The organism is Colwellia chukchiensis (genome assembly GCF_002104455.1).
Classification (GTDB): domain Bacteria; phylum Pseudomonadota; class Gammaproteobacteria; order Enterobacterales; family Alteromonadaceae; genus Cognaticolwellia; species Cognaticolwellia chukchiensis.
In genome coordinates, this window is sequence record NZ_NBOC01000004.1 from 144,627 (window position 1) to 166,185 (window position 21,559).

A 21,559-nucleotide genomic window follows, 5' to 3' on the forward strand; every position below is an offset into this window, starting at 1 on the left:
GTGATGCAGGTAGAGGATGTTGGAGAAAGCAAAGGCTGGATTGTAATGATGCAGATACAGACGTCTGTCTGGCACGAAAGTGAGCTGACTTCCGACTGGTCTTCCTTTGCAAGAGAATTTGAAGAACTTTATTCAAGGAGAAACGCAAATGATGATTTCAAAAGAGATTAGTGCCTCTCCTGACAGTGCTCAATGGCAATCCATAAATTGGAAAACTGTTGAGTCACACGTTTTAAAGCTTCAGATGCGTATTGCAAAAGCAACAAGAGAAAGTAAACACGGCAAAGCGAAAGCGTTGCAGTGGATACTGACTCACTCGCATTCGGCAAAACTTCTTGCTGTTAAGCGAGTATCACAAAACAAAGGCAGTAAAACGCCCGGAATAGACGGCGTCATCTGGAATACGGATACGCGCCGCATGAAAGCAGTCAATCAATTGAGCAGAAAGGCTTATCAAGCCAAACCGCTCAAGCGTATCTACATCCCTAAGAAAAACGGCAAGCTCAGACCTTTGGGTATCCCGTGCATGGTCGATAGAGCGCTACAAGCGCTTCATCTTCTTGCACTAGAGCCTGTGTCAGAAACACTTGCTGACCCAAATAGCTACGGCTTTCGGCGCAATAGAAGCACTGCTGATGCTATTGCTCAGTGTTTTCTCTGTTTGAGTAAAAAGCAATCCGCGCAATGGGTTCTTGAGGGAGATATCAAAGCCTGTTTCGACAAGATTGGGCATCAATGGCTTATGAATAATATAGCTGTAGATAAACGAATGTTGGAACAATGGTTAAAGTCTGGTTTTATGGACAAAGGGCTGTTCTATCGCACTGACGAGGGAACACCACAAGGCGGGATCATATCTCCAACCTTGATGCTGATGACTCTTGTAGGTCTTGAGCAACGCATAAAGTCCACCGCACTTAAAAATGGGGCGAGAGCCAACTTTATAGGATACGCCGATGATTTCGTCGTCACTTGCACTTCAAAGGACGTGCTGGAGAACGATATCAAACCGTTGATTGCTGACTTCTTAGCACACAGAGGCTTAACGCTCTCCGAAGAGAAAACGCACATTACTCACATTAGCCGTGGTTTTGACTTCCTAGGCTTTAACCATAGGAAGTACAAAGGAAAGCTGCTCATTAAACCGAGTAAATCTAACACGTTAATATTTCTGAGTAACTTGCGCGAACTCACTAAAAAGCACGCAACCACCCCCGTTAACGATCTAATCAAGTTGATAAATCCGAAACTCAGGGGCTGGTCGAATTACTATCGACATTGCGTTGCCAAACAAGTATTCGGATATGTGAGTCACAAACTATTTCTAGCGTTATGGCATTGGGCTAAAAGGCGTCATCCAACAAAATCAAAAACTTGGATCGCCATGAAGTACTTTATCAACCGTCGAGGCCAATGGCAATTTCACGGTTGGCAGAAGAGCATGAACATGGATTGTCAGTTTAATCTATTTCAAATAGCTAAGGTGCCAATAGAGAGACATGTGAAAATCAGGAGTGAAGCTACGCCTTTTGATCCTTTATACCAAGAATACTTGGCAAAGAGAAAAGCAAAGAGGCAATGCCGCAACTCTTGGAATGAACCTAATCTCTCTGCTTTATAAGTTGCTGGGTACCAATTAGGTGCCTTCGTGAAGGCTTGAGCCGTATGCAGTGAAAGTTGCACGTACGGTTCTTAGGAGGGCGACACTTGGTAACAGGTGTCGTCTATCCGACAAAGGCGAGTTATGTTCATAACCCGTCGAAGGACAAAAACGTTTCAGAGCCGACAAGTAGCTCCGTGCTAAAAAATAAACATTATGATGTAATTCGTTTTTAGCTCTTCGTGCAATAGGTAATTCAGCGGAAGATCACTTATAACTTTGAGTAATGTATAGTATTCTGGTTAAAAAATATTCATGGCAGGTGATTATTACAATGACGTATATTTTGAAAACAAAAATAAAAAACTTTAAAAAATTCAGGGAGTATGAGGTTCAATTTGACCCCAAAAGAAATATTCTAATTGGGGATAATGAAGCAGGAAAGAGCACTATATTGACGGCTATTGAACTTGTATTGAGTGGCAGCAGAAGTAAGGTAGATAGCTTGGGTATCGAAGCTTTGCTTAATGTTAGTGTTGTTTCTGAATTTCTAGCGGGTGAGAAGAGTATAGACCGCCTTCCGAGTCTTCATATTGAATTATTTCTAAATGAAACAGATAACCCAGATCTCAACGGTAGAAACAACAGTGATGGAATTTATGCTGACGGGCTTCAATTGATCTGTGAACCGAACGAAGAGTTAAGCGCGGAGATACGGCAAGTTTTGGATACTGAAGGTGATAACTTTCCTTTCGAATTTTACGTTGCCAAGTTTATTACGTTCAATGGGGATGCATACTCCAGTTATCGGAAGTTTTTGCGCTTTTTGTCTATTGATAGCACTCAAATTAACAACGAGTACGCAAACAGTCAGTATGTAAAAGCCATGTATGAAGCGACCGTAGAGCAACCTGTCCGTTATAGTCTAATGAATGAATATAGACAGCAAAAAAGTGCCTTCAGGGATACCCAGCTAAATGTGATTAATGATGACTTAGAAGGCTACGATTTTGCTATCCGCTCTGGCTCAAAGTTCAATTTGGAAACTGATCTAACACTAACAGAGGAAGGCATTCCTATTGAAAATCGTGGTAAAGGAAAGCAGTGCTTTATAAAAACAGCGTTTGCATTGAGAGAGCGTGATGAAGGCAAGAGAATCGATGTCTTGTTACTAGAAGAGCCTGAGAACCACCTTAGCCACACCAGCATGTATAAGCTAATTAGTCAGGTAGAGAAGGCTCATGATAATCAGGTGATAATTGCAACCCATAGTAGCTTAATTAGCTCTAGATTAGATTTAAGAAAGTCGATCTTACTGAATAGTGCAGCAATCAGACCTGCTTCCTTGACAGACCTCACGAGGGATACCGCTAAGTTTTTTGCGAAAGCCCCTAACCATAACATCTTAGAGCATGTCCTTTCTGAAAAAGTAATTCTTGTTGAGGGTGATGCGGAATATATTCTGATGGAGTGCTTATACGAGCGAATGAAAGGTCATGCACCAAGCGAGGATGGTGTTCATATAATCTCCGTTGGTGGTACTAGCTTTAAACGATATATGGAAGTTTCTAAGTTGTTGAATATTAGGACGGCGGTGATCCGTGATAATGACAGTGACTATCAAAAAAACTGTATAGATAATTATCATGATTATCAAGCAGATTGTATAACAGTATGCGCTGACCCAGATAACACAAGAACAACTTTTGAAATATGCATGTATCAGGATAATAAAGATATATGCGACGGCTTATTTTCAGGCGGAAGAATCCAATTAACACCTCAACAGTATATGTTGAATAACAAAACTACCGCAGCATTTAGGTTACTTGACGAGAAGGCGAATGAAATCACTGTACCTCCATACATTAGAGAGGCCATTGAATGGATAAGCGAGTAGTACTAGCAGTTGCAGGATCGGGGAAAACACAACATATAATTGATAAATTAGGTATAAATAGTCGTGCGCTGATTGTTACTTACACTGTAAATAATACTACTAATCTAAAAAAGCGTATTTTAAAAAAATTTGGAGTAATGCCTAAAGGTGTGCGTGTTTACACCTATTTTTCATTCCTAATGTCGTTCTGCGTGCGACCAATCGTTGGTAACGACGTTAAGATAAAGGGGATTAGCTATAGTGAACCGCCTAAATTTGCGAAACGCAACACTCACAGACATTACTTCAGCCAAGGATACCGACTTTACCATAGCCGTATTGCGAAGATGATGATGGATTGTGATGGTGTGTCTGATATCTCTGAGCGTATAGAAAAGTATTTTGATTTCTTTTGCGTAGATGAAGTTCAAGATTTCGCAGCTAATGATTTCAATTTGCTTTGTCAGTTGTCGAAAATGGATGTGGAGGTATTATTCGTTGGTGACTTTTTCCAACATACTTTTGATACTAGCCGAGATGGTAATATTCAAAAAAAACTACATAACAACTATGAAGCATATCTTACCAAGCTCAAAGATTCAGGATACATAATCGACTTAGATACACTCGCTCACAGCTATAGATGTAGCCCTACAGTTTGCAGGTTTGTTACCGAGCAAATTGGCATCACAATAAACTCCCATCGACAAGATGAAGTCAATATTGCCCTAATTGACGATACTGAACAAATTAAAAGATTATTCTCTGACGATTCCATCGTTAAATTGTTTTTTAAAGAAAGTTACAAGTACGTTGGAAGGACTGACAATTGGGGAAATACAAAAGGCTTGGATGATTTCTCTGACATCTGCATAGTTCTAAATCCGACCACATTCACAGCCTATACAAAAGGACAATTGGCTACTTTGGCACCATCGACGTTGAACAAGCTATATGTAGCTTGTACAAGAGCTAAAGGTAATGTGTATTTTGTCTCACAACGATTACTAGACGGGCACAAGAAATAAGTTAGATTTTATGCCCGCTTTTAACTCAAAGCAGACCTTTAGAGCATTTACGTTAACTCCTTTTAGGGCTGAAACGAGTTGATCATGAATGACTGTTCATGGCACATATGCGACAGTCAGATTTGATTGAGTTCTATTATTCGAGTCTGACAGATCGAGTTAAGACTTTTTCATATAAAGCTTTTTCATATAAAGCTTTTTCATATAAAGCCATATGTTACATGTCAGTTAAACTGAAGTGACACAGATTTATAAACATTACAATTTCATTGTTTGATTTGTGAAATAAACCAATTCCTTTAATACTGTTCACTCTCTTTAAATTTTTGCAACGACAAAATAAGACGTAACCAACTCTAACTGGCGTATTATTTTATCGCAACAAGATTGCGGAGAATGACAAAATACTAATCTCCAGAAAAATCGGAATCCTCAAACTCCGCAAACTCATTAGTCGTCAGTTCAAGTTTTTTGTATATGTTAGGGTTAAGGCTTTTTAATGCTAAAGCAATTCTTATTAGATCATTAGTTTTTTTACTCGCGTCTTGGCCATATTGCGCGGTTAATTCGTTTACTATATCTTTATCAATATTTACATTTGAACTCTCAATTGTTTGCTTTGATGATTTTGGTTGGATCGAGTCTGGAGATATATAGCTGTTTAAATAGTTAGCAATTTTCTCACTAGCATCTAATAATACTTGCCTATGTGTTTTAATATAGCCGCTTGTAACGTCGAAATAGTTTTGTGTATGGAACACTAATCGTTTTAATGTATAGATATTGATTTTGACTTCATTGCCGTATGTAAGAAAGGTTTTTCTGTATATTCCAGTCGGATAGAACCTAATATTGGCTAGCTCTTGAATTTTTTTCTCATAGTGATGCTGATTAGGTTTAATGTGATCATTTTCAAGTACATTAAGGAATACATGATTGTGATCATAGTCATGTCTGATTTTAATTTCTCCTTGTTTCGCTTTATTTATTTTATTGGATTTAATTTTTCTCAGCTCTTTGATAACCAACTCAGCTTGTTGATTTAATGGAACACGATAAATTGGTTCTCCATTTTTAAGACGCTCAGCGGCCTCTTTGTCATCCCATGACACAACTGTATAGGTTTTATCGTTTTCTGAAATAGTTTCAATTTGATCCCATTGAATTCTTGCAACATCCCCCGGTCTCCAGCCAGTCCAAAACATGAAACGTAAAAAGTAATGTGCTCTGACTGCTCCGGGAATAGGTATATTGGTATACTTCATTTTAGGGTAGTCGTCTCTAGTCTCATTTTTAAGAGTCTTTAGTTGCATAATGGCTTGGTAATGGGCTGCAATATGTTCTGTATCTAGACTTTCGTGACGTCTTTTAGCTTTACCGCGTGGATTGTTCCACCGCCCTCGAGCACGGTTCATGATTTTTATAGGGTTACGCTTAATATAATGCTCGTCATCCTGTTTTTCATTTACTATATCAATGGCCGTATCATATAGTGAGCCTAAAAACTGAATAACTCTATCGCCTTCTGTAAATGCCTTGTTATTACCGTGGCCGTGATTGTTAGTAATACTTTTATGGAAGCATAGAACTGCTTGGGAGGTAATGTCGTTTAAGTCAGCATCTAAAAGGCTTTTTAAATTATCGGTTTTACCTTTGAAAGTATTTGTATTGACCAATTGCGACTCAGCTTCTACATCCTGCCATTTTTGTTTTCTTTTTATGTGGATGTAGCTCAGAACATCCTTTTGACGCTCATATCTATCTCGCGTTTCTTTTTGAATTGTTCTGTTGTCCATGTATAAATCGTACGCATCTCGAATTGTGTAAACTCTGTTTTCACGTTTTTCTTTTTCAAGCTCTTCATACGGATCTTTTCCTCCTGCCATCCAAGAAATAAACTTGTAGGCAGTTTTTCTTGCTTCAAATAGGTCTATTTCATTTGCTTTGCCAATAACTCTTTTTTTTGCACCGCCTGAGGCTCCCCTTATTCTTTTTTCGACGAAATAGGTAGCATTACCAGAAGGGTAAACTCTAATTCGCAAACCGCTGGCTGATTGACTCGTGTCCTTATAAACACGCTCTTCCTCTACTGGGTATTTCGAGGTCAAAAGTTTTTTTATGTTGGTATGAGAAAAGGAAAAATCCTCTAGTTGATTTCTTGGAAAATACGGTTTGAGGTTACTTTCTTTATTAGCCACCTTAGCTCCTTATGAGTGAATAAATAGTGAATAGAACCTGCATAAAGTAGCCTTTTTGCAGAGTGTCATAGGATACATATAGGAGACACTTGGTATTTATAATAGTGAATTGGAGACGTATAGGCTACATTTTTTATATTATTAATCTAATAGAAAGGATAGAGCTTACTACTTGGTTATAGCTGTAAGCTCTTTAAATTATTGGGTTTTTGATGCTTTTGTTAGGTTTTATTATTTCTTATAAATATTTGATATCATTTGGACAAGGGATAATACGTTTAGCTAACATAGTAATAACTCCTGAGTTTTGCCGCTGCGCTTTTGAGTCGCCATAGCTAAATCGAGCACTTTGCTCTCGCTAACATCAAGACAAGAGGCTATAGCTTCAATTATGCGTTTGACCAACATGCGATTGCCTCCTCTAAAGTAAATTTACCTTCTAATAATGAACGGCCAAGAATAACGCCATCGACGCCAGTTGGGATCAGCGCTTTAATATCCGCTAATGAGCCAATGCCGCCCGATGCTTGCCATTTTATGCTGGGATATTGCTGACATAATTCTTGATATAATGCGACATTGCTGCCGGCTAAGGTGCCGTCTTTACTGATGTCAGTACATAACACATGGCGTAAGCCTGCAGCGATGTAATCGTCTAATAAGCTTTCTAGATTTACGCCACTGTCTTTTATCCAACCATGGGTCGGCAGGGTTTTATTGCCTTGTGCGTCAATTTTAACATCCAAGGCGAGCACGATTTTTTCACCGCCGAACTCCTCAAGCCAGTTGCGCACTAATGCTGGCTCTTTAATGGCAAGCGAGCCGATAACCACGCGATCTGCGCCTAACTCAAGTAATTGTTCAACATCGGCTTTACAACGCACGCCGCCACCGACTTGAATGATCATGCTGTCATCTTTGACTAAGGTTGCAAGCAACGCTAGCTGACGTTTGCTGCTATCTTTTGCGCCATCTAAGTCAACAAAGTGCATAACCTTTGCCCCGGCTTTGGCATAGGCTTGTTGTCGCTCTTTGGCACTAAATTGATACTGAGTTTTTTGTTGGTAATCGCCTTGATATAAGCGCACCACTTCGCCGTTGATTAAATCGATTGCTGGGATCATCATCACTTACATCTCCAAGAAGTTTTTGATTATTTTGCTGCCCAGCACGCTCGAGCGTTCTGGGTGAAATTGACAACCAATAAAGTTGTCTTTGGCAATGGCGGCAGAGAACTCGCTGCCATAGTGACAACGCGCGATGGTGTATTGTGATACTGGCGCGGCAAAACTATGCACGAAGTAGAAATAATCTTGCGCGTTAATACCGGCAAAAACAGGGTGGTCGTCAACCTGAGTTAAGGTGTTCCAACCCATATGGGGCAGACGTAAACCGCTTGCTTGCAAAGGCATAATATCGGTCGCAATTACCCCTAAACATGGCACTAGGTCATTTTCATCGGCGCCTTCAACTGAGGTGCGTGCCATAAGCTGCATACCTAAGCAAAAGCCTAAAACCGGTTGGGTCAGTTGTTGCAGTGTGCTTACTAAACCTTTAGCGGTTATGTTTGCCATGGCATGACGAGCACTACCTACGCCGGGTAAAATCACTTTATCGGCATTGTTAATGATATTAATATCATCAGAAATAGTAATGGCAAAACCTAAACGTGCTACGGCAAACTTTACCGAGGCTAAGTTGGCACAGCCAGTATCAACAATGACAAAGTTAGTTGACTGATTTAGCTGCATACTACAAACATCCTTTGGTGCTGGGTAAATCTTCACCTTTTATCGCGATGGCTTGACGAAAGGCACGACCAAAGACTTTAAATAAACTCTCCACTTGGTGATGGCAATTACCCTCTGTGGTTGACAGGTGCAAGGTTACCGCCATTGAATCCGCGAGTGAGCGGAAAAAATGCGAAACCATTTGTGTTGACATTTGCCCAACACGGTTATCAGTAAATTGTGCGTCAAAGGCTAACCACGGACGACCTGAAAGGTCGATAGCACATTCTGCGCGACATTCATCCATCGGCAGTACAAAACCAAAACGGCCAATACCACGTTTATCCCCTAAGGCTTGTTTCAGGGCTTGTCCTAAGGCTAAAGCAGTATCTTCCACGCTGTGGTGTTCATCAATGTGATAGTCGCCATCCACATTAACATCCATGCTAAAACCGCCGTGTGCAGCAATTTGCTCTAACATATGGTCGAAAAAGCCTAAGCCGGTGTTAATCTTGATATCACCAACTTTATCTAGGTTAATGGCGACATTAATATCAGTTTCTTTGGTGGTGCGGGTGACTTGTGCGGTGCGTGACTGTGTCAATAGCTGATCGGTGATATCGTTCCAGTTAAGCGATATTCTGTCGTATTTTAAACCTTTTATCCCCATGTTGGCCGCAAGCTGTATGTCGGTATCACGATCGCCAATGACATAAGAGTGAGCAAAATTGACTTTACCTTGTTGCAGGTAATCACTGACAAGGCCTAATTTAGGTTTACGACAATTACAATTATCAGCGTCGAAGTGCGGGCAAAGCAGCACCTGGTCAAAATTGATACCCTGAGAAGAAAATAAGTCCATCATTTTCTGATGAGGCAAATCAAAGTCGCTTTGTGGGTAACTTGGGGTGCCTAATCCATCTTGGTTAGACACCATGACTAAACGAAAGCCTTTTTTTTGCAAGGCAATTAAAGCAGGAATAACGTTAGGCTCAAACACTAACTTTTCTAAACTATCGACTTGTTTATCGCTTATCGGCTCTTCAATTAAGGTACCGTCGCGGTCAATAAATAAAATATTTTCTTGATTCATCTTAGTTCTCTTTTATTGCTTTGGGCGCAGTTTTGTCGGCAAAACTATCGCTCAGGGTTTGCTGTAATAAGGTCAATTCTTCTGCGCTGCCAATACTAATGCGTAAACAATGGGCAAGGCTTGGTTGTTTGGATTGATCGCGTATTAAAATGCCTTGCGCCACTAAACACTGAAAAATATAGTCTTTTAGTGCTTGGTTTTGACAACGAAATAGCAGGAAGTTGGCATCAGCGTTAAACACTTGCTTGCACCAAGGCTGCTCGCTTAACCACGCGCTTAACTGTGCTCGTAAATTATTGGTTTCTTGCACGCGGGAGCTCATTTCTTTAAGGCCCGAGGGGGCTAAGGCCGTACTGGCGATATCAGCCACCGGCGCGGCGATAGGGTAAGGCGCGATCACTTTACTGAGCAGGGTGATAATAGCGGGGCTTGCCAGGGTAAAACCGCAGCGCAAACCCGCTAAAGCAAAGGCTTTTGATAGCGTTCTTAAAATAACTAACTGCGGATATTTAGCCAGCCAGCTCAACACGGTTTGCTCAGGGCAAAACTCAATATAAGCTTCATCCACCACGACAATGGCAGATTCGCTAAATAGTTCAAGTGCGCTTGCTATGTCTTGCTTTGACAGCAGATTACCCGTTGGGTTACCTGGCGAGCATAAAAACACCACTTTCGCACGGCCAACTTGGGTGCGTAGCTTAGCTATATCTAAACCTAACTCGCTTGTTAACGGCACGCTAATAATACCAGCGCCGTGATTTTCTGCGCTGATGGCATACATGCCATAGGTTGGCGGACAAATAATGATATTGTCTTGATAGGCTTGGCAAAAAGCGCGAATGATCAACTCAATGCCTTCATCGGCACCACGAGTTGCTAAGATATGCGCTTTGGTTAAGCCGCAATAGTCGCTATAGGCGTTGAGCAAATTTTCTGGTTGAAAATCAGGGTAACGATTAATGTTATCGCCGTTAACTTGATAGCGGCCTGCTCCTGCGGCTTCATTGGCATTAAGCCAGACTTGGCCTTGGCTTGCAGCACCGCTGGCAAATAGACGACGGGCTGATTGATAAGGCACCATCGCAAGCAGCTCTTTTCGAGCCAGTTTGTTACTAATACTCATTATGACTCCGCCTTGTTGTTAAGCACTTGGGCTAAAGGTGTCTCTAAGCGAATAGTGACCGCGCGTTGGTGCGCATCTAAGCCTTCAGCATCGGTAAGCTCACAGATACACTGGGCCAAATTACTTAAGCCTTGACGGCTAATTTCTTGTACTGTGTAACGTCTTGAAAAGTCAGCTAACGATAAACTGCTGATCACTTTTGAATATCCGTACGTTGGCAACACATGATTGGTACCACTGGCATAATCACCGGCCGACTCTGGGCTATAAGCGCCAACAAAAATTGAGCCGGCATTGCGCAGCTCAGTTAATAACTGTGGGGCATTATCGGTTTGTACAATCAAGTGCTCAGGGCCATAACTATTGGATACTGTCACGGCTTGAGCTAAATCTTTCGTTAATATTAACCGGCTTTGCTTTAGCGCTTGGCGGGCAATGTCTGCTCTTGATAAGGTTTTCAGTTGCTCAGCTAATGCCACTTGCACGGCTTCGATAAGTACTTGGTTATCCGAGAGTAATATCACTTGGCTATCGACACCATGCTCGGCTTGCGATAACAAATCGGCGGCGACAAAACTGGCATTAGCATTGGCATCGGCGATCACCAGTACTTCTGAAGGGCCGGCCGGCATATCAATGGCAAAGCCATTGACTTGTTGTGACAGCTGTTTTTTCGCTTCCGTGACATATTTATTGCCTGGGCCAAAAATTTTATTGACCGGCGCTATAGTTTCAGTGCCAAATGCTAAGGCCGCACAGGCTTGTGCGCCACCAACACGGTATATTTCATCTATCTCACAAAGCGCAGCAGCCACCAGTATTTCATCGGCCAATTGACCATTTTTATTGGGCGGACACACCAATACTCGGCGCGGGCAGTTTGCCAATTGTGCCGGTACCCCTAACATCAACACGGTAGAAGGCAGGGAGGCGCTACCGGCAGGAATATATAGCCCAACACTTTCAATCGCCTCAGTTTTTAAGGTACAAACCACACCTGGTGTGGTTTCAACGCGAATATCGGCGCTAACTTGTGCTTGATGAAAACGTTTAATATTGGCATACGCGCTGGCGATGGCGTTGAAACGCGTAGTGGTGAGTCGTTTTTTTGCCGCCTCAACTTGTGCTGCGTCGACTGTTAAAGTGTTGAGTTTTACGCCATCAAACTTTTCAGTAAAGTCGTATAAGGCGTCATCGCCATTTGCTTTGACTTGTTTAATAATATGACTGACTTGTTGCGACAACAAGGCACTTTCGCTGATGGCGGGGCGCGCAAGCACGGCTTGACGCTCTGTGTGTGATAACCTTGACCACTGGTATATTTCGTTGTTCATAGTTTGGCTACTTTTAATAATTTCATCTCGAAAAACGTGTTTTAAGTTCTAAGCGACTGAGCTCAACGCGGTTAACTTGCGGTATTAACCCATCATCTTCTCAATTGGCATCACTAAAATAGAGTTACACCCTAAAGCATTAAGTTGCTCCATGGTTTCCCAAAAAAAAGTTTCTGTGGCAACCACATGCACTGCAACTAGGTCGTCACGGCCCGCTAATGGCAGTATGGTTGGCGTTTCTTTACCCGGCATCAGCGCACTAACTTGCGCGATTTTATCTTTGGGGGCATGTAGCATAATGTATTTGCTTTCTTTGGCTTTCATCACCCCTTGTATGCGCGGCAATAAGGTGTCTAAGATCGCTTGTTTTTCAGCGGGTAAAGCAGTGACGGTTTGAATTAATGACGCTTTTGAGCGAAAAATCTCTTCCACTTCTACTAAGCCGTTCGCTTCCAGCGTGGCACCGGTTGACACTAAGTCACAAATACCATCAGCTAAGCCAACCCGTGGTGCGACTTCGACCGAGCCTTTTAGCAAACAAAACTCAATATTAATCCCATTGGCTTTGGCAAAACGATTCAGCAGTTGTGGGTAAGTGGTGGCGAAACGCAGACCATTAAGACTATCAATACCTTGATAATCAAAGCCTTCTGGCATAGCAATCGATAATCGACAGCCGCCAAAGTTTAAGCCCGTGGTGCGAATGTATTGTGATTTTTGTGCCATTAAGGCGCGCTCTAACGCGGCTTCTTCTAAAGTATTGTCGCCAACGATGCCTAAGTCACAAACCCCGTCCATGACCAAACCTGGAATATCGCTACTGCGTACGCGCATAATGTCAATCGGCATATTGGCAACGTGAGCCAGTAAGCGGCGATCCGAAACATTGAGTTTAAGACCACAGCGCTTTAATAGCGCTTGGGTGTCGTCGCTTAAGCGACCTGATTTTTGCATAGCAATGCGTAAGCGGGGCTCTGGTGTCATCATGTTATCCTTTTAATTCGTCAATTATGTTAATTACTACCTTGTTAAAGGCTTAATAAAAGCTGCAGTGCTCAGATCTTAAATTGCTGAAAAAATATCCTGTATATACAATTTCAAGGCCCTAAAAATGCGAAAACCCCCGAGAGAGATGAACTCTTTCGGGGGTTTATAAATTAGTTTTTTATTTATCTTACACCGCTGAAAGGTTCATAGCCCCTCAGCGAATAAACTTGAGCAGCTAATCCGTGTGATGGTGATGATGATGGATGGCGATCAAGTTCAATATCATAGTTTAAATTCTCTATTATCTTGTTTAAATAGGTGTAAGTTTTAAGCTTTTTGTTATCGCTATTTTTAACAACGAAAACCTAAATTAAAGTGATTACTTTAATTTAGGTTTTTACATTACGATTATTTTTCACGCAGAGCAAGCGCTTAATGAAAATTAGCTATGATTTTTTGAACTAAGCTAGTGTTTTTCCGATCTAACAAATTTAAAGCTAACTCGTTATAACTAAAGCTGCGGCTATATTGGCCGATAACAGAGAATACGGCAGTGATTTTAATAGGGGGCAGTCATGGATATTTTTACTACCGCATTAACGCGTGTTGTGCCTGTGCCAATTAAGCCGGCAGAGTTGAAGGTAAAAGCGTTGGCCAAGTCGGCGGCAGAACAAGGAGTTTCTGATGATGTACAAGGGTTAGAAGATCACGAATACTATTATCAAAAATCGTCCGATCAAGACTCAAGCCGTCAATCAAAGCAGCAAGCAGAAAAACAACAGTCAGACAATAGCGACCTTGACGCCAATGCCAAGATAAATCAACAAAATAAGCAAGATACTGACCCCAGCGCCGACGTCATCAGTAAAGACAAGGATGGAAAACCGCACTTGGATATTTATGTTTGACGTGATCTTGGCCATTGTTAACGGCGCTTTACCGCAGCATATTGCGTAAAGGTACTATCTTAAGTAACGCGTATCGTCTGGGGATTTGTTCTGTTAATTTTTCTGATGATGATTATAATGAGCGCAAATTTATTAATGTCTTATCGCCATGAGTGCTGTCGAACACGCGTTTTCACATCAAGGGGCCTTAGCTAAAGCTATCCAGGGCTTTTCTCCGCGTCAAGCTCAACTTGATATGGCGTTGGAAGTGGCCAAAGCGATTGAGCAGAAAAGCTCATTAGTGGTGGAAGCCGGCACAGGTACAGGCAAAACCTTTGCTTATCTCATTCCGGCTTTGCTTGCCAATAAAGCGGATGCAGAAAACCAGCACGGACAAAAGAAAATCATTGTCTCGACCGGCACAAAAAACTTACAAGAACAACTCTTTCATAAAGATCTGCCATTAATTCGCAAAGCGCTGGCCAGCAATGCCCAAATTGCATTGCTAAAAGGGCGTGCCAACTATCTATGTTTATATCGCTTAGCGCAATATCAGCAATCGCGCGGTCAGCTTGATGCGCAAGCCTTAGCAGACTTTGTTAAAGTGCGTTCTTGGGCCAATGGCACCCATAGCGGTGATATCGGTGAGCTGGTGAATGTCAGTGAAGGCTCGGCGGTTTTTCCGTTTGTTACCAGTACGGTGGATAACTGTTTAAATAAAGATTGTCCCAATATTGATGATTGTTATTTGATCAAAGCACGAGAAAAAGCTATTGCTGCCGACTTGGTGGTGGTAAACCATCATTTGTTTTTTGCTGACATGGCGTTAAAAGACACCGGCTTTGGTGAGTTAATCCCAAAAGCGGGTGTTATGATCTTTGATGAAGCGCATCAAATTGCTGATATTGCCAGTGAGTATTTTGGCGAGGCGTTTTCAACTCGACAGTTACTCGAACTTTGCCACGATGTGCTACAGGTTTATCGAACCGAGTTAACCGACGTAAAACAATTGGCTAAGGCGGCGGAAAAACTGTTAAAAGCCAGTCAAGAGTTTCGCCTGCTATTTAATTATGACCCCGAGCGTGGTAATTGGCGCGAGAAGCATCAACAACAGCGCTTCGCTCATGCTTTTGCGCTATTAAAAACCGATTTAGACTTTCTCTATCAAGTGATCAAATTGTGTGTGTCACGCAATGAAGCCATAGACAATTGTTTTGATCGTGCGGTGAACTTATTAAGCCAATATCAAGTGATGGCCGATGTTAATGCTATGGGCATGAGTTTTTGGTATGAAACCACACCACGTCATGTGGTGCTGCATAAAACGCCGCTATCGGTAGCAGATAAATTTGGCGATTACGTCAAAGACTCAGGCGCGGGCTGGGTATTTACCTCAGCAACTTTGGCGGTTGATGGTGCTTTTAAACACTTTGCAAGCCATTTGGGCATAGAGCATTCGGCAAGCTTATTACTAGATAGTCCCTTTGACTATGCCAAGCAATCGCAGTTAGTGATCCCACGCTATTTGCCCGCCGCCAATGATAGAAATCGCGCGCAAGCCCTTACTGAGTTAGCAATACCTTTAATTACCGCCAGTGCTGGTGCTTGTTTTATGCTTTTTACTAGTTACCGAGTGATGCATCAAGTCGCTGAGTTGTTAGCTGAGCGTATTGATAATCCATTGTTAGTGCAAGGACAAATGGGTAAACGCAAACTGCTAGCTGAATTTATCGAGCACGAAAGTGCAATCTTACTGGCCACCGCAAGTTTTTGGGAAGGGGTTGATGTACGAGGTGATAAGCTGACGTGTGTGATCATAGATAAACTGCCGTTTGCTTCACCGGATGATCCGCTACTACAAGCGCGTAGTGAAGATGTTAAGCGTCAAGGCAAAGACCCTTTTGCGCAAATTCAGTTGCCGCAAGCGGTGATTGCATTAAAGCAGGGCGTTGGCCGGTTAATTCGTGATGTCAGTGATAATGGCGTGTTGGTTATTTGTGACGACAGGCTAGTGAATCGACCTTATGGTCAAGTGTTTTTGAAAAGCTTACCAGAGATGAAACGCAGTCGCGATATTGAGCAAGCGGCAAAGTTTCTCGCATCATTAGTTGAGCAAGCCTAAGCTGTCGTAGGGCGCAATTTAAATTAAGAAAAAAGCGTCTTTACGGCAAAGAGGGCAGATGCAAGGTTTAAATAGTGATAAACTCGCTCACTTAACAATAACAGTAATTTTATAAGGTGTTTGACGTGAATTTCTTGGCCCTTGATGCCTCAACTGAAGCGTGTTCAGTCGCGGTAAATGTTAATGATAAACAATTTAGTGAATATGAGTTATGTCCACAATCTCATAGTTTGCGTTTATTGCCGATGATTGACAGTGTTTTACAGCAAGCTAATCTTACCTTAGCTGAACTTGATGGTATTATATTTGGGCGCGGTCCAGGCAGTTTTACCGGGGTACGCATTGGTATTGGTGTCACGCAAGGATTAGCGTTTTCAGCGCAGTTACGCGCGCGTGGGGTTTCCACTTTGCAAGCGATGGCGCAACAAGCTTACCAGCAATACGGCCAAGATAAAGTCATTGCCGCAATTGACGCCCGTATGGGCGAAGTCTATACCTGTTATTTTGCGGTGGATGCCTCTGGCATTATGCAAGCCAAAACGGCAGAGGCCGTATTAAAGCCTGAATTAGTCGCTCAATATTATCAAGACTTAGCACTACCCGTTTATGGTGTTGGCACTGGCTGGGATGCCTACCCAGAACTAGCGACATTAAAAACCAATGTCGGCACTCCAGATATTTTATTCCCTAATGCTAACGCTATGTTAACCATTGGCCAAGTAGACTTTCAACAGCACAGTGTTGATGCAGAAAACGCACAACCTAAATATGTGCGTGATACCGTGTCGTGGAAAAAATTACCTGGGCGAGCATAGTAAAGCCGTAAATTAAAGTTGTAAGTAGTTAAATACCAAGCTTGAGCTTAACGATTAAAAAATGATATCCGCTAGCGACTAGCGGTGAAATTTGGTAGATTAGAAGTTATGCAAATTAATAACGCGAGCAATATAGCCTCAAGGGTGAATACCCAAGGCAACAAGATTTCGATACCCGCACAAGAGCAGCGGTTGCAAAATAGCGCGCGTGAAGCATTGGCTGCTGAGCAAAATCAAGATAAAAAAGCACAAGCAGCTAGCGATAATCGACAACGTCTAGATATTGATGAACAGGCGATTAACGCCATTACCCGGCAAGAGCAAGGTACCTTTACGACTACCAACGCGCAGCAACAAAATAAAAATCAAAACAGTTACGATAGCCCGTCAACGCAAAATCAGTCAGCCGTTGCAGCCTACCAATCTGTTGATACTATTGCCCAACGCGATAATATTGAGCAGATCTTTGGTGTTGACCTATTTGCCTAAAAATGTTGGTAAAATGCCGCTGTTAGCACTGAAAAATTCCCTATGAGCCTTAGTAAAAAATATCAATTTTGGCTGATGCTATTAGCCGCCATCATTATTGTGCAGTTGCCTTTGCTTGCTATTCCGTTTAAATGGCTTGAAAGCTATTTTCATGAGATCAGCCATGGCTTAGCCGCACTATTAACGGGGGGGGAAATCGTCAGAATTCAACTTTTCCCTAACGGTGCTGGTTTATGTACCACCCGCGGTGGTTCGGTATTTTTTATCAGCTTAATGGGCTACGGCGGCGCTATATTATGGGGTTGCTTGTTGTTTATCATGGCTAATCGACACCGCCGACTTGCCCAAGGCTTTGCCTTGTTATTAGTCTGCCTCTTTGTTGCCAGCATGCTGTTATGGGTGCGTGATTTATTAACGTTATTTATTGTTGCTGTGTTGCTGCTTTTAGTGCTAGCAAAATTAAAATATTCATCAACAAAATACCTACAAAAATTACTGCAAATGACAGGGTTGTTGGTGTTACTAAATAGTTTAATGAGCCCGCTGTATTTGCTCGATGGTCAAGCAAAAGGTGATGGTGCTGCGTTAGCAAGTATCACTTTTATTCCAGAGTTTGTTTGGGTTGCAATGTGGTTTGCTTTGGCGTTATTTGCCACCTATCGACTGAGTAAAGTTACTTCACAACCAGGTTAGCTTTTGTCTGCTAGTGTCGACAATTCCGTTAATTTTCAGTCAGTGTCAGAAAGGACTTTTATGTTATTAACCGCTTCGAATAACGCCGTTGAATTTACGGTAAATGGCCGAAAAATATCGGGCATTAGTTATGGTAATGCGCAGCAACCACTACTGTTATGTTTACATGGCTGGCTCGATAATGCGGCAAGCTTCTTGCCGTTAATGCCTTACTTGGATGACTATTATGTCATTGCAATTGATTGGCCTGGTCATGGTTTGTCAAGTCATCGCAGTGCTGATGCCCATTATCACTTTGTTGATTGGGTTTATGATTTAGTGAGCTTGTTTCAAGCGCAAGGTTGGCAAGCTATTGATATTGTCGGTCATTCAATGGGGGCTATGGTCGCTTCAGCTTTCGCTGCGGCATTTCCTGAATATGTTAAGTCGTTAACCTTAATTGACGCTATCGGCTTTATAACCACCAAACCCGAGGCAACAACCAAGCAGTTACGAAAAGGCTTACTGAGTCGGTTGCCGCGCGCTAATAAAGTATTGAAGTATCACGCGAGCTTAGACAGCGCAATCAAGGCCCGTGTATCAGTATCTGATTTAGATTATGATAATGCTCGCCTGATTGTACAGCGTGGTATCGAACAAAATGAAAACGGTTTTAGCTGGCGCTCTGATAAACGCTTGCGTATGACATCAGCGTATCGATTAACTATGGCACAAGCAAAGCAATTACTAGCATCGATAACTATGCCGGTGCAATTACTTTATGGTAGCCAAGGTATGGCAACGTTAGAGCAGGGGATCGCTATTTTTGCTCCGCAGCTAAACGACTTGACACTACACAAACTTGAAGGTGGTCATCATGTTCATATGGAACAAGCTGAGCAGACTGCTAAGCTAATAAAAAACTTTGTGCAATAATATTATGCAAGGATTTTAGGCTAAACTTTCATCATTTAAAGGTAATTAGGCAACTGCCGTATCTGTAAATTTAAACATGTGTTTAAATTTACTGGATCGACCAGTGAAAATTTGGTAAAACGGGTCATTGATATGATCTATAAGAATTAAAAAAGAGGAAAGGCACTGTGGAAAAAATCTGGCTTGAGAAGAGTTATCCTCCCGGCGTTCCATTTGAAATTGACCCAGATAAGTATGCTTCACTTGTGGATATGTTTCATAAATATACGCAAATGTATGCTCAGCGAGCGGCGTTTATTAATATGGGCGCGGAGATAAACTATGCAGAACTTAAGCAGCAAGCAACCGCCTTCGCCGCCTATCTACAGCAAGATTTAGGGCTGGTTAAGGGTGACAAATTTGCCATTATGGTGCCTAATTGTTTGCAGTATCCGGTGGCACTTTTTGGTGCCTTATTGGCAGGGTTAACCGTGGTCAATGTTAATCCGCTATACACGGCTAGAGAATTAGAGCATCAATTGAAAGACTCTAATACTAAGGCAATTTTAATCATTCAGAACTTTGCCAGTATTTTAGAGAAAGTTATCGATAAGACTCCGGTTGAGCATGTCATATTGACATCACTCGGTGATAGACTAGGTACCATCAAAGGTGCGATTGTCAATGGTGTCATTAAGTATGTTAAGAAAATGGTGCCAGACTTTCAGTTAACTCATGCCGTACACTTTAATAAAGCGCTAGCAAAAGGCAGTAAGCAAAAATTTACCCCAGTAACGCTATCTGGTGATGACTTAGCATTTTTGCAATACACTGGCGGTACTACAGGGGTTTCAAAAGGGGCAATGCTAACCCATCGCAATATGGTGGCAAACTTAGAGCAAGCCAAAGCGGCTATTAAACCGCAACTTGATGAGGGCAAAGAATTAGTGGTTACAGCGCTGCCGTTGTATCATATTTTTGCGTTAACCGCGAATTGTCTAACCTTTATTACCTTAGGTGGAACCAACTTACTGATCAGTAATCCGCGTGATATGCCAGGCTTTGTTAAAGAGTTGGCAAAATACCCATTTACCGCCATTACCGGGGTTAATACCTTGTTTAATGGGTTACTCAACACTCCAGGCTTTAGTGAGCTTAATTTTAGTAGCTTAAAATTATCGTTAGGCGGTGGTATGGCAGTGCAACGCCCAGTCGCTGAAAAATGGGAAAACGTCACAAAAACTCGTTTACTGGAAGGTTATGGTTTAACCGAGTGCGCGCCCTTAGTTACCTTGTGTCCTTATAATCAAGAGAAGTATAACGGCAGTATTGGTTTACCAGCATCTTCTACGGATATTCGTATTGTGCTAGAAGATGGCAGTGATGCGGCGATAGGCGAAGCGGGCGAAATGTGGGTGAAAGGGCCGCAAGTGATGAAAGGCTATTACAACCGCCAAGAAGCGACCGATGAGGTATTAAAAGATGGCTGGCTAGCAACGGGTGATGTTGCTGAAATGGACGAAAATGGCTTTTTTAGAATTGTCGATCGTAAAAAAGATATGATCATTGTTTCCGGCTTTAATGTCTTCCCTAATGAAATTGAAGAAGTGGTCATGAGTCATGAAGGTGTACTAGAAGCTGCGGCAATTGGTATTCCACATGATGTTTGTGGTGAGGCAGTAAAAATATTCGTTGTTCGCAAAGACCCGAATTTAACCGACCAAGCCTTGATCAAACATTGTCGTGCTAATTTAACTAACTATAAAGTACCTAAATTAGTTGAGTTTCGCGACGAGCTGCCGAAAACCAATGTTGGTAAAATATTACGGCGAGAGCTACGTTAGTTAGTAAAACCAAAAGACCAACTCTTGTTGGTCTTTTTGTTTGCGGTTTTTAAAAGCGCTACTGCGCGTTTATTCTTTGGCCATTTACTTCTTTACTGTCATCAGACATTAAATAAACATAGAGTGGCATTATCTCTTCTGGCGTGGCAAGTGTTGTTTTATCTTCCGCTGGGTAGGCACTAGCACGCATCGTAGTATTGGTAGCACCAGGATTAATGGCATTGGCTCTAAGTGGGCTATTGTCATACTCATCTGCGATAACTTGCATCATACCTTCGGTGGCAAATTTTGAAACACTATAAGGCCCCCAGTAGGCTTTTCCTTTGTTACCGACACCAGAAGACGTGAATACCAGTGAAGCATTGTCTGCTTTTAACATCACGGGCAATAGTGCTTGAGCAAGCAAAAATTGTGCGTTGACGTTAACTTGCATGACATCTTGCCATATTTGTTGGTGAATTTGATGAAAAGGCGTTAACTCGCCCAACATCGATGCATTAAGCAAGGCACCATCTAATTTGCCAAACTGGCTGGCGATAGTAGACGCCATGTCCGTATAATTTTGCTTAGTTGCGCCTTTTAAGTCTAACGGCACTATGGCTGGCTCAGCGTAGCCTTTAGCGACTATCTCATCATAAACACTTTCTAGTTTTGCAACTGTTTTGCCCAATAAAATAACCGTGGCACCTAATTCCGCGTAGGTTAGGGCTGCTTGGCGGCCGATACCCGCACCAGCGCCTGTCACTAAGATCACTTTCTTCGATAAAATTTGTGGCTTTATTGTGTAGTCAAACATAGGAATATTCATTGAAAAAGTTTGTGAGTAATTCTACTACTTTTGCC

Annotated in this window: 18 protein-coding genes; 10 read left to right on the plus strand and 8 right to left on the minus strand. The window is 42.1% G+C overall.

Annotated elements, in window-relative coordinates:
* The first annotated feature begins 148 nt into the window (after positions 1-148).
* From ltrA to B6K83_RS07115, 3 genes are all read left to right on the plus strand, one after another.
* Positions 149-1,621, plus strand: a complete 1,473-nt coding sequence (gene ltrA / locus B6K83_RS07100) for a group II intron reverse transcriptase/maturase (RefSeq protein WP_085284222.1) — start codon at positions 149-151, stop codon at positions 1,619-1,621.
* Positions 1,622-1,934: 313 nt separating this feature from the next.
* Positions 1,935-3,500 (plus strand): ATP-dependent nuclease, encoded by a 1,566-nt coding sequence (locus B6K83_RS07110; RefSeq protein ID WP_085284327.1) that lies wholly within the window; start codon positions 1,935-1,937, stop codon positions 3,498-3,500.
* On the plus strand, positions 3,485-4,507 hold the full coding sequence (locus B6K83_RS07115; RefSeq protein ID WP_085284223.1) for a DEAD/DEAH box helicase family protein: 1,023 nt from the start codon (positions 3,485-3,487) through the stop codon (positions 4,505-4,507). The genes B6K83_RS07110 and B6K83_RS07115 overlap by 16 nt, the downstream gene beginning before the upstream one ends.
* Before the next feature lie 407 nt (positions 4,508-4,914).
* On the opposite strand, the gene B6K83_RS07120 is transcribed toward B6K83_RS07115, so the two are convergent.
* From B6K83_RS07120 to hisG, 7 genes are all read right to left on the minus strand, one after another.
* Positions 4,915-6,705, minus strand: a complete 1,791-nt coding sequence (locus B6K83_RS07120) for an integrase family protein (RefSeq protein ID WP_085284224.1) — start codon at positions 6,703-6,705, stop codon at positions 4,915-4,917.
* 389 nt (positions 6,706-7,094) lie between these two features.
* Positions 7,095-7,832: a 1-(5-phosphoribosyl)-5-[(5-phosphoribosylamino)methylideneamino]imidazole-4-carboxamide isomerase gene (hisA, locus tag B6K83_RS07125; RefSeq protein ID WP_085284328.1), complete on the minus strand. Its 738-nt coding sequence runs from the start codon at positions 7,830-7,832 to the stop codon at positions 7,095-7,097.
* Positions 7,833-7,835: 3 nt separating this feature from the next.
* Positions 7,836-8,456, minus strand: coding sequence for an imidazole glycerol phosphate synthase subunit HisH (gene hisH / locus B6K83_RS07130; RefSeq protein WP_085284225.1), 621 nt, complete (start codon positions 8,454-8,456; stop codon positions 7,836-7,838).
* Between the two features lies 1 nt (position 8,457).
* Positions 8,458-9,528 (minus strand): bifunctional histidinol-phosphatase/imidazoleglycerol-phosphate dehydratase HisB, encoded by a 1,071-nt coding sequence (gene hisB / locus B6K83_RS07135; RefSeq protein WP_085284226.1) that lies wholly within the window; start codon positions 9,526-9,528, stop codon positions 8,458-8,460.
* Position 9,529: 1 nt separating this feature from the next.
* Positions 9,530-10,651 (minus strand): histidinol-phosphate transaminase, encoded by a 1,122-nt coding sequence (gene hisC / locus B6K83_RS07140; protein ID WP_085284227.1) that lies wholly within the window; start codon positions 10,649-10,651, stop codon positions 9,530-9,532.
* Positions 10,651-11,985, minus strand: coding sequence for a histidinol dehydrogenase (hisD, locus tag B6K83_RS07145; RefSeq protein ID WP_085284228.1), 1,335 nt, complete (start codon positions 11,983-11,985; stop codon positions 10,651-10,653). Before hisD ends, hisC begins: the two co-directional genes overlap by 1 nt.
* An 84-nt stretch (positions 11,986-12,069) precedes the next feature.
* A complete protein-coding gene (gene hisG / locus B6K83_RS07150) occupies positions 12,070-12,969 on the minus strand; it encodes an ATP phosphoribosyltransferase (protein ID WP_085284229.1) in 900 nt (299 codons plus the stop codon).
* A 578-nt stretch (positions 12,970-13,547) separates the two neighbouring features.
* Here hisG and B6K83_RS07155 point away from each other — a divergent pair.
* From B6K83_RS07155 to fadD, 7 genes are all read left to right on the plus strand, one after another.
* The gene (locus B6K83_RS07155; RefSeq protein ID WP_085284230.1) at positions 13,548-13,880 is read left to right on the plus strand and encodes a hypothetical protein; all 333 of its coding nucleotides are present in this window, start codon (positions 13,548-13,550) and stop codon (positions 13,878-13,880) included.
* A gap of 148 nt (positions 13,881-14,028) precedes the next feature.
* A complete protein-coding gene (locus tag B6K83_RS07160) occupies positions 14,029-15,981 on the plus strand; it encodes an ATP-dependent DNA helicase (protein WP_085284231.1) in 1,953 nt (650 codons plus the stop codon).
* 125 nt (positions 15,982-16,106) lie between these two features.
* Positions 16,107-16,796 (plus strand): tRNA (adenosine(37)-N6)-threonylcarbamoyltransferase complex dimerization subunit type 1 TsaB, encoded by a 690-nt coding sequence (gene tsaB, locus B6K83_RS07165; protein WP_085284232.1) that lies wholly within the window; start codon positions 16,107-16,109, stop codon positions 16,794-16,796.
* 108 nt (positions 16,797-16,904) lie between these two features.
* A complete protein-coding gene (locus B6K83_RS07170) occupies positions 16,905-17,285 on the plus strand; it encodes a hypothetical protein (protein WP_139175505.1) in 381 nt (126 codons plus the stop codon).
* A 42-nt stretch (positions 17,286-17,327) separates the two neighbouring features.
* Positions 17,328-17,978 (plus strand): M50 family metallopeptidase, encoded by a 651-nt coding sequence (locus B6K83_RS07175; RefSeq protein ID WP_085284234.1) that lies wholly within the window; start codon positions 17,328-17,330, stop codon positions 17,976-17,978.
* 60 nt (positions 17,979-18,038) lie between these two features.
* Positions 18,039-18,893, plus strand: coding sequence for an alpha/beta fold hydrolase (locus tag B6K83_RS07180; protein WP_085284235.1), 855 nt, complete (start codon positions 18,039-18,041; stop codon positions 18,891-18,893).
* Positions 18,894-19,060: 167 nt separating this feature from the next.
* Positions 19,061-20,716: a long-chain-fatty-acid--CoA ligase FadD gene (fadD, locus tag B6K83_RS07185; protein ID WP_085284236.1), complete on the plus strand. Its 1,656-nt coding sequence runs from the start codon at positions 19,061-19,063 to the stop codon at positions 20,714-20,716.
* A 58-nt stretch (positions 20,717-20,774) separates the two neighbouring features.
* Here fadD and B6K83_RS07190 read toward each other — a convergent pair whose 3' ends face one another.
* Positions 20,775-21,512, minus strand: a complete 738-nt coding sequence (locus tag B6K83_RS07190) for a YciK family oxidoreductase (protein WP_085284329.1) — start codon at positions 21,510-21,512, stop codon at positions 20,775-20,777.
* Between the last annotated feature and the right edge of the window lie 47 nt (positions 21,513-21,559).

Excerpts from the sequence above, each read along its gene's own strand:
- ltrA (WP_085284222.1), top strand. The coding sequence starts at position 149 with ATGATGATTTCAAAAGAGATTAGTGCCTCTCCTGACAGTGCTCAATGG.
- B6K83_RS07110 (WP_085284327.1), top strand. The coding sequence starts at position 1,935 with ATGACGTATATTTTGAAAACAAAAATAAAAAACTTTAAAAAATTCAGG.
- B6K83_RS07115 (WP_085284223.1), top strand. The coding sequence starts at position 3,485 with ATGGATAAGCGAGTAGTACTAGCAGTTGCAGGATCGGGGAAAACACAA.
- hisA (WP_085284328.1), bottom strand. The coding sequence starts at position 7,832 with ATGATGATCCCAGCAATCGATTTAATCAACGGCGAAGTGGTGCGCTTA.
- hisH (WP_085284225.1), bottom strand. The coding sequence starts at position 8,456 with ATGCAGCTAAATCAGTCAACTAACTTTGTCATTGTTGATACTGGCTGT.
- hisB (WP_085284226.1), bottom strand. The coding sequence starts at position 9,528 with ATGAATCAAGAAAATATTTTATTTATTGACCGCGACGGTACCTTAATT.
- hisC (WP_085284227.1), bottom strand. The coding sequence starts at position 10,651 with ATGAGTATTAGTAACAAACTGGCTCGAAAAGAGCTGCTTGCGATGGTG.
- hisD (WP_085284228.1), bottom strand. The coding sequence starts at position 11,985 with ATGAACAACGAAATATACCAGTGGTCAAGGTTATCACACACAGAGCGT.
- hisG (WP_085284229.1), bottom strand. The coding sequence starts at position 12,969 with ATGACACCAGAGCCCCGCTTACGCATTGCTATGCAAAAATCAGGTCGC.
- B6K83_RS07155 (WP_085284230.1), top strand. The coding sequence starts at position 13,548 with ATGGATATTTTTACTACCGCATTAACGCGTGTTGTGCCTGTGCCAATT.
- B6K83_RS07160 (WP_085284231.1), top strand. The coding sequence starts at position 14,029 with ATGAGTGCTGTCGAACACGCGTTTTCACATCAAGGGGCCTTAGCTAAA.
- B6K83_RS07170 (WP_139175505.1), top strand. The coding sequence starts at position 16,905 with ATGCAAATTAATAACGCGAGCAATATAGCCTCAAGGGTGAATACCCAA.
- B6K83_RS07175 (WP_085284234.1), top strand. The coding sequence starts at position 17,328 with ATGAGCCTTAGTAAAAAATATCAATTTTGGCTGATGCTATTAGCCGCC.
- B6K83_RS07180 (WP_085284235.1), top strand. The coding sequence starts at position 18,039 with ATGTTATTAACCGCTTCGAATAACGCCGTTGAATTTACGGTAAATGGC.
- B6K83_RS07190 (WP_085284329.1), bottom strand. The coding sequence starts at position 21,512 with ATGTTTGACTACACAATAAAGCCACAAATTTTATCGAAGAAAGTGATC.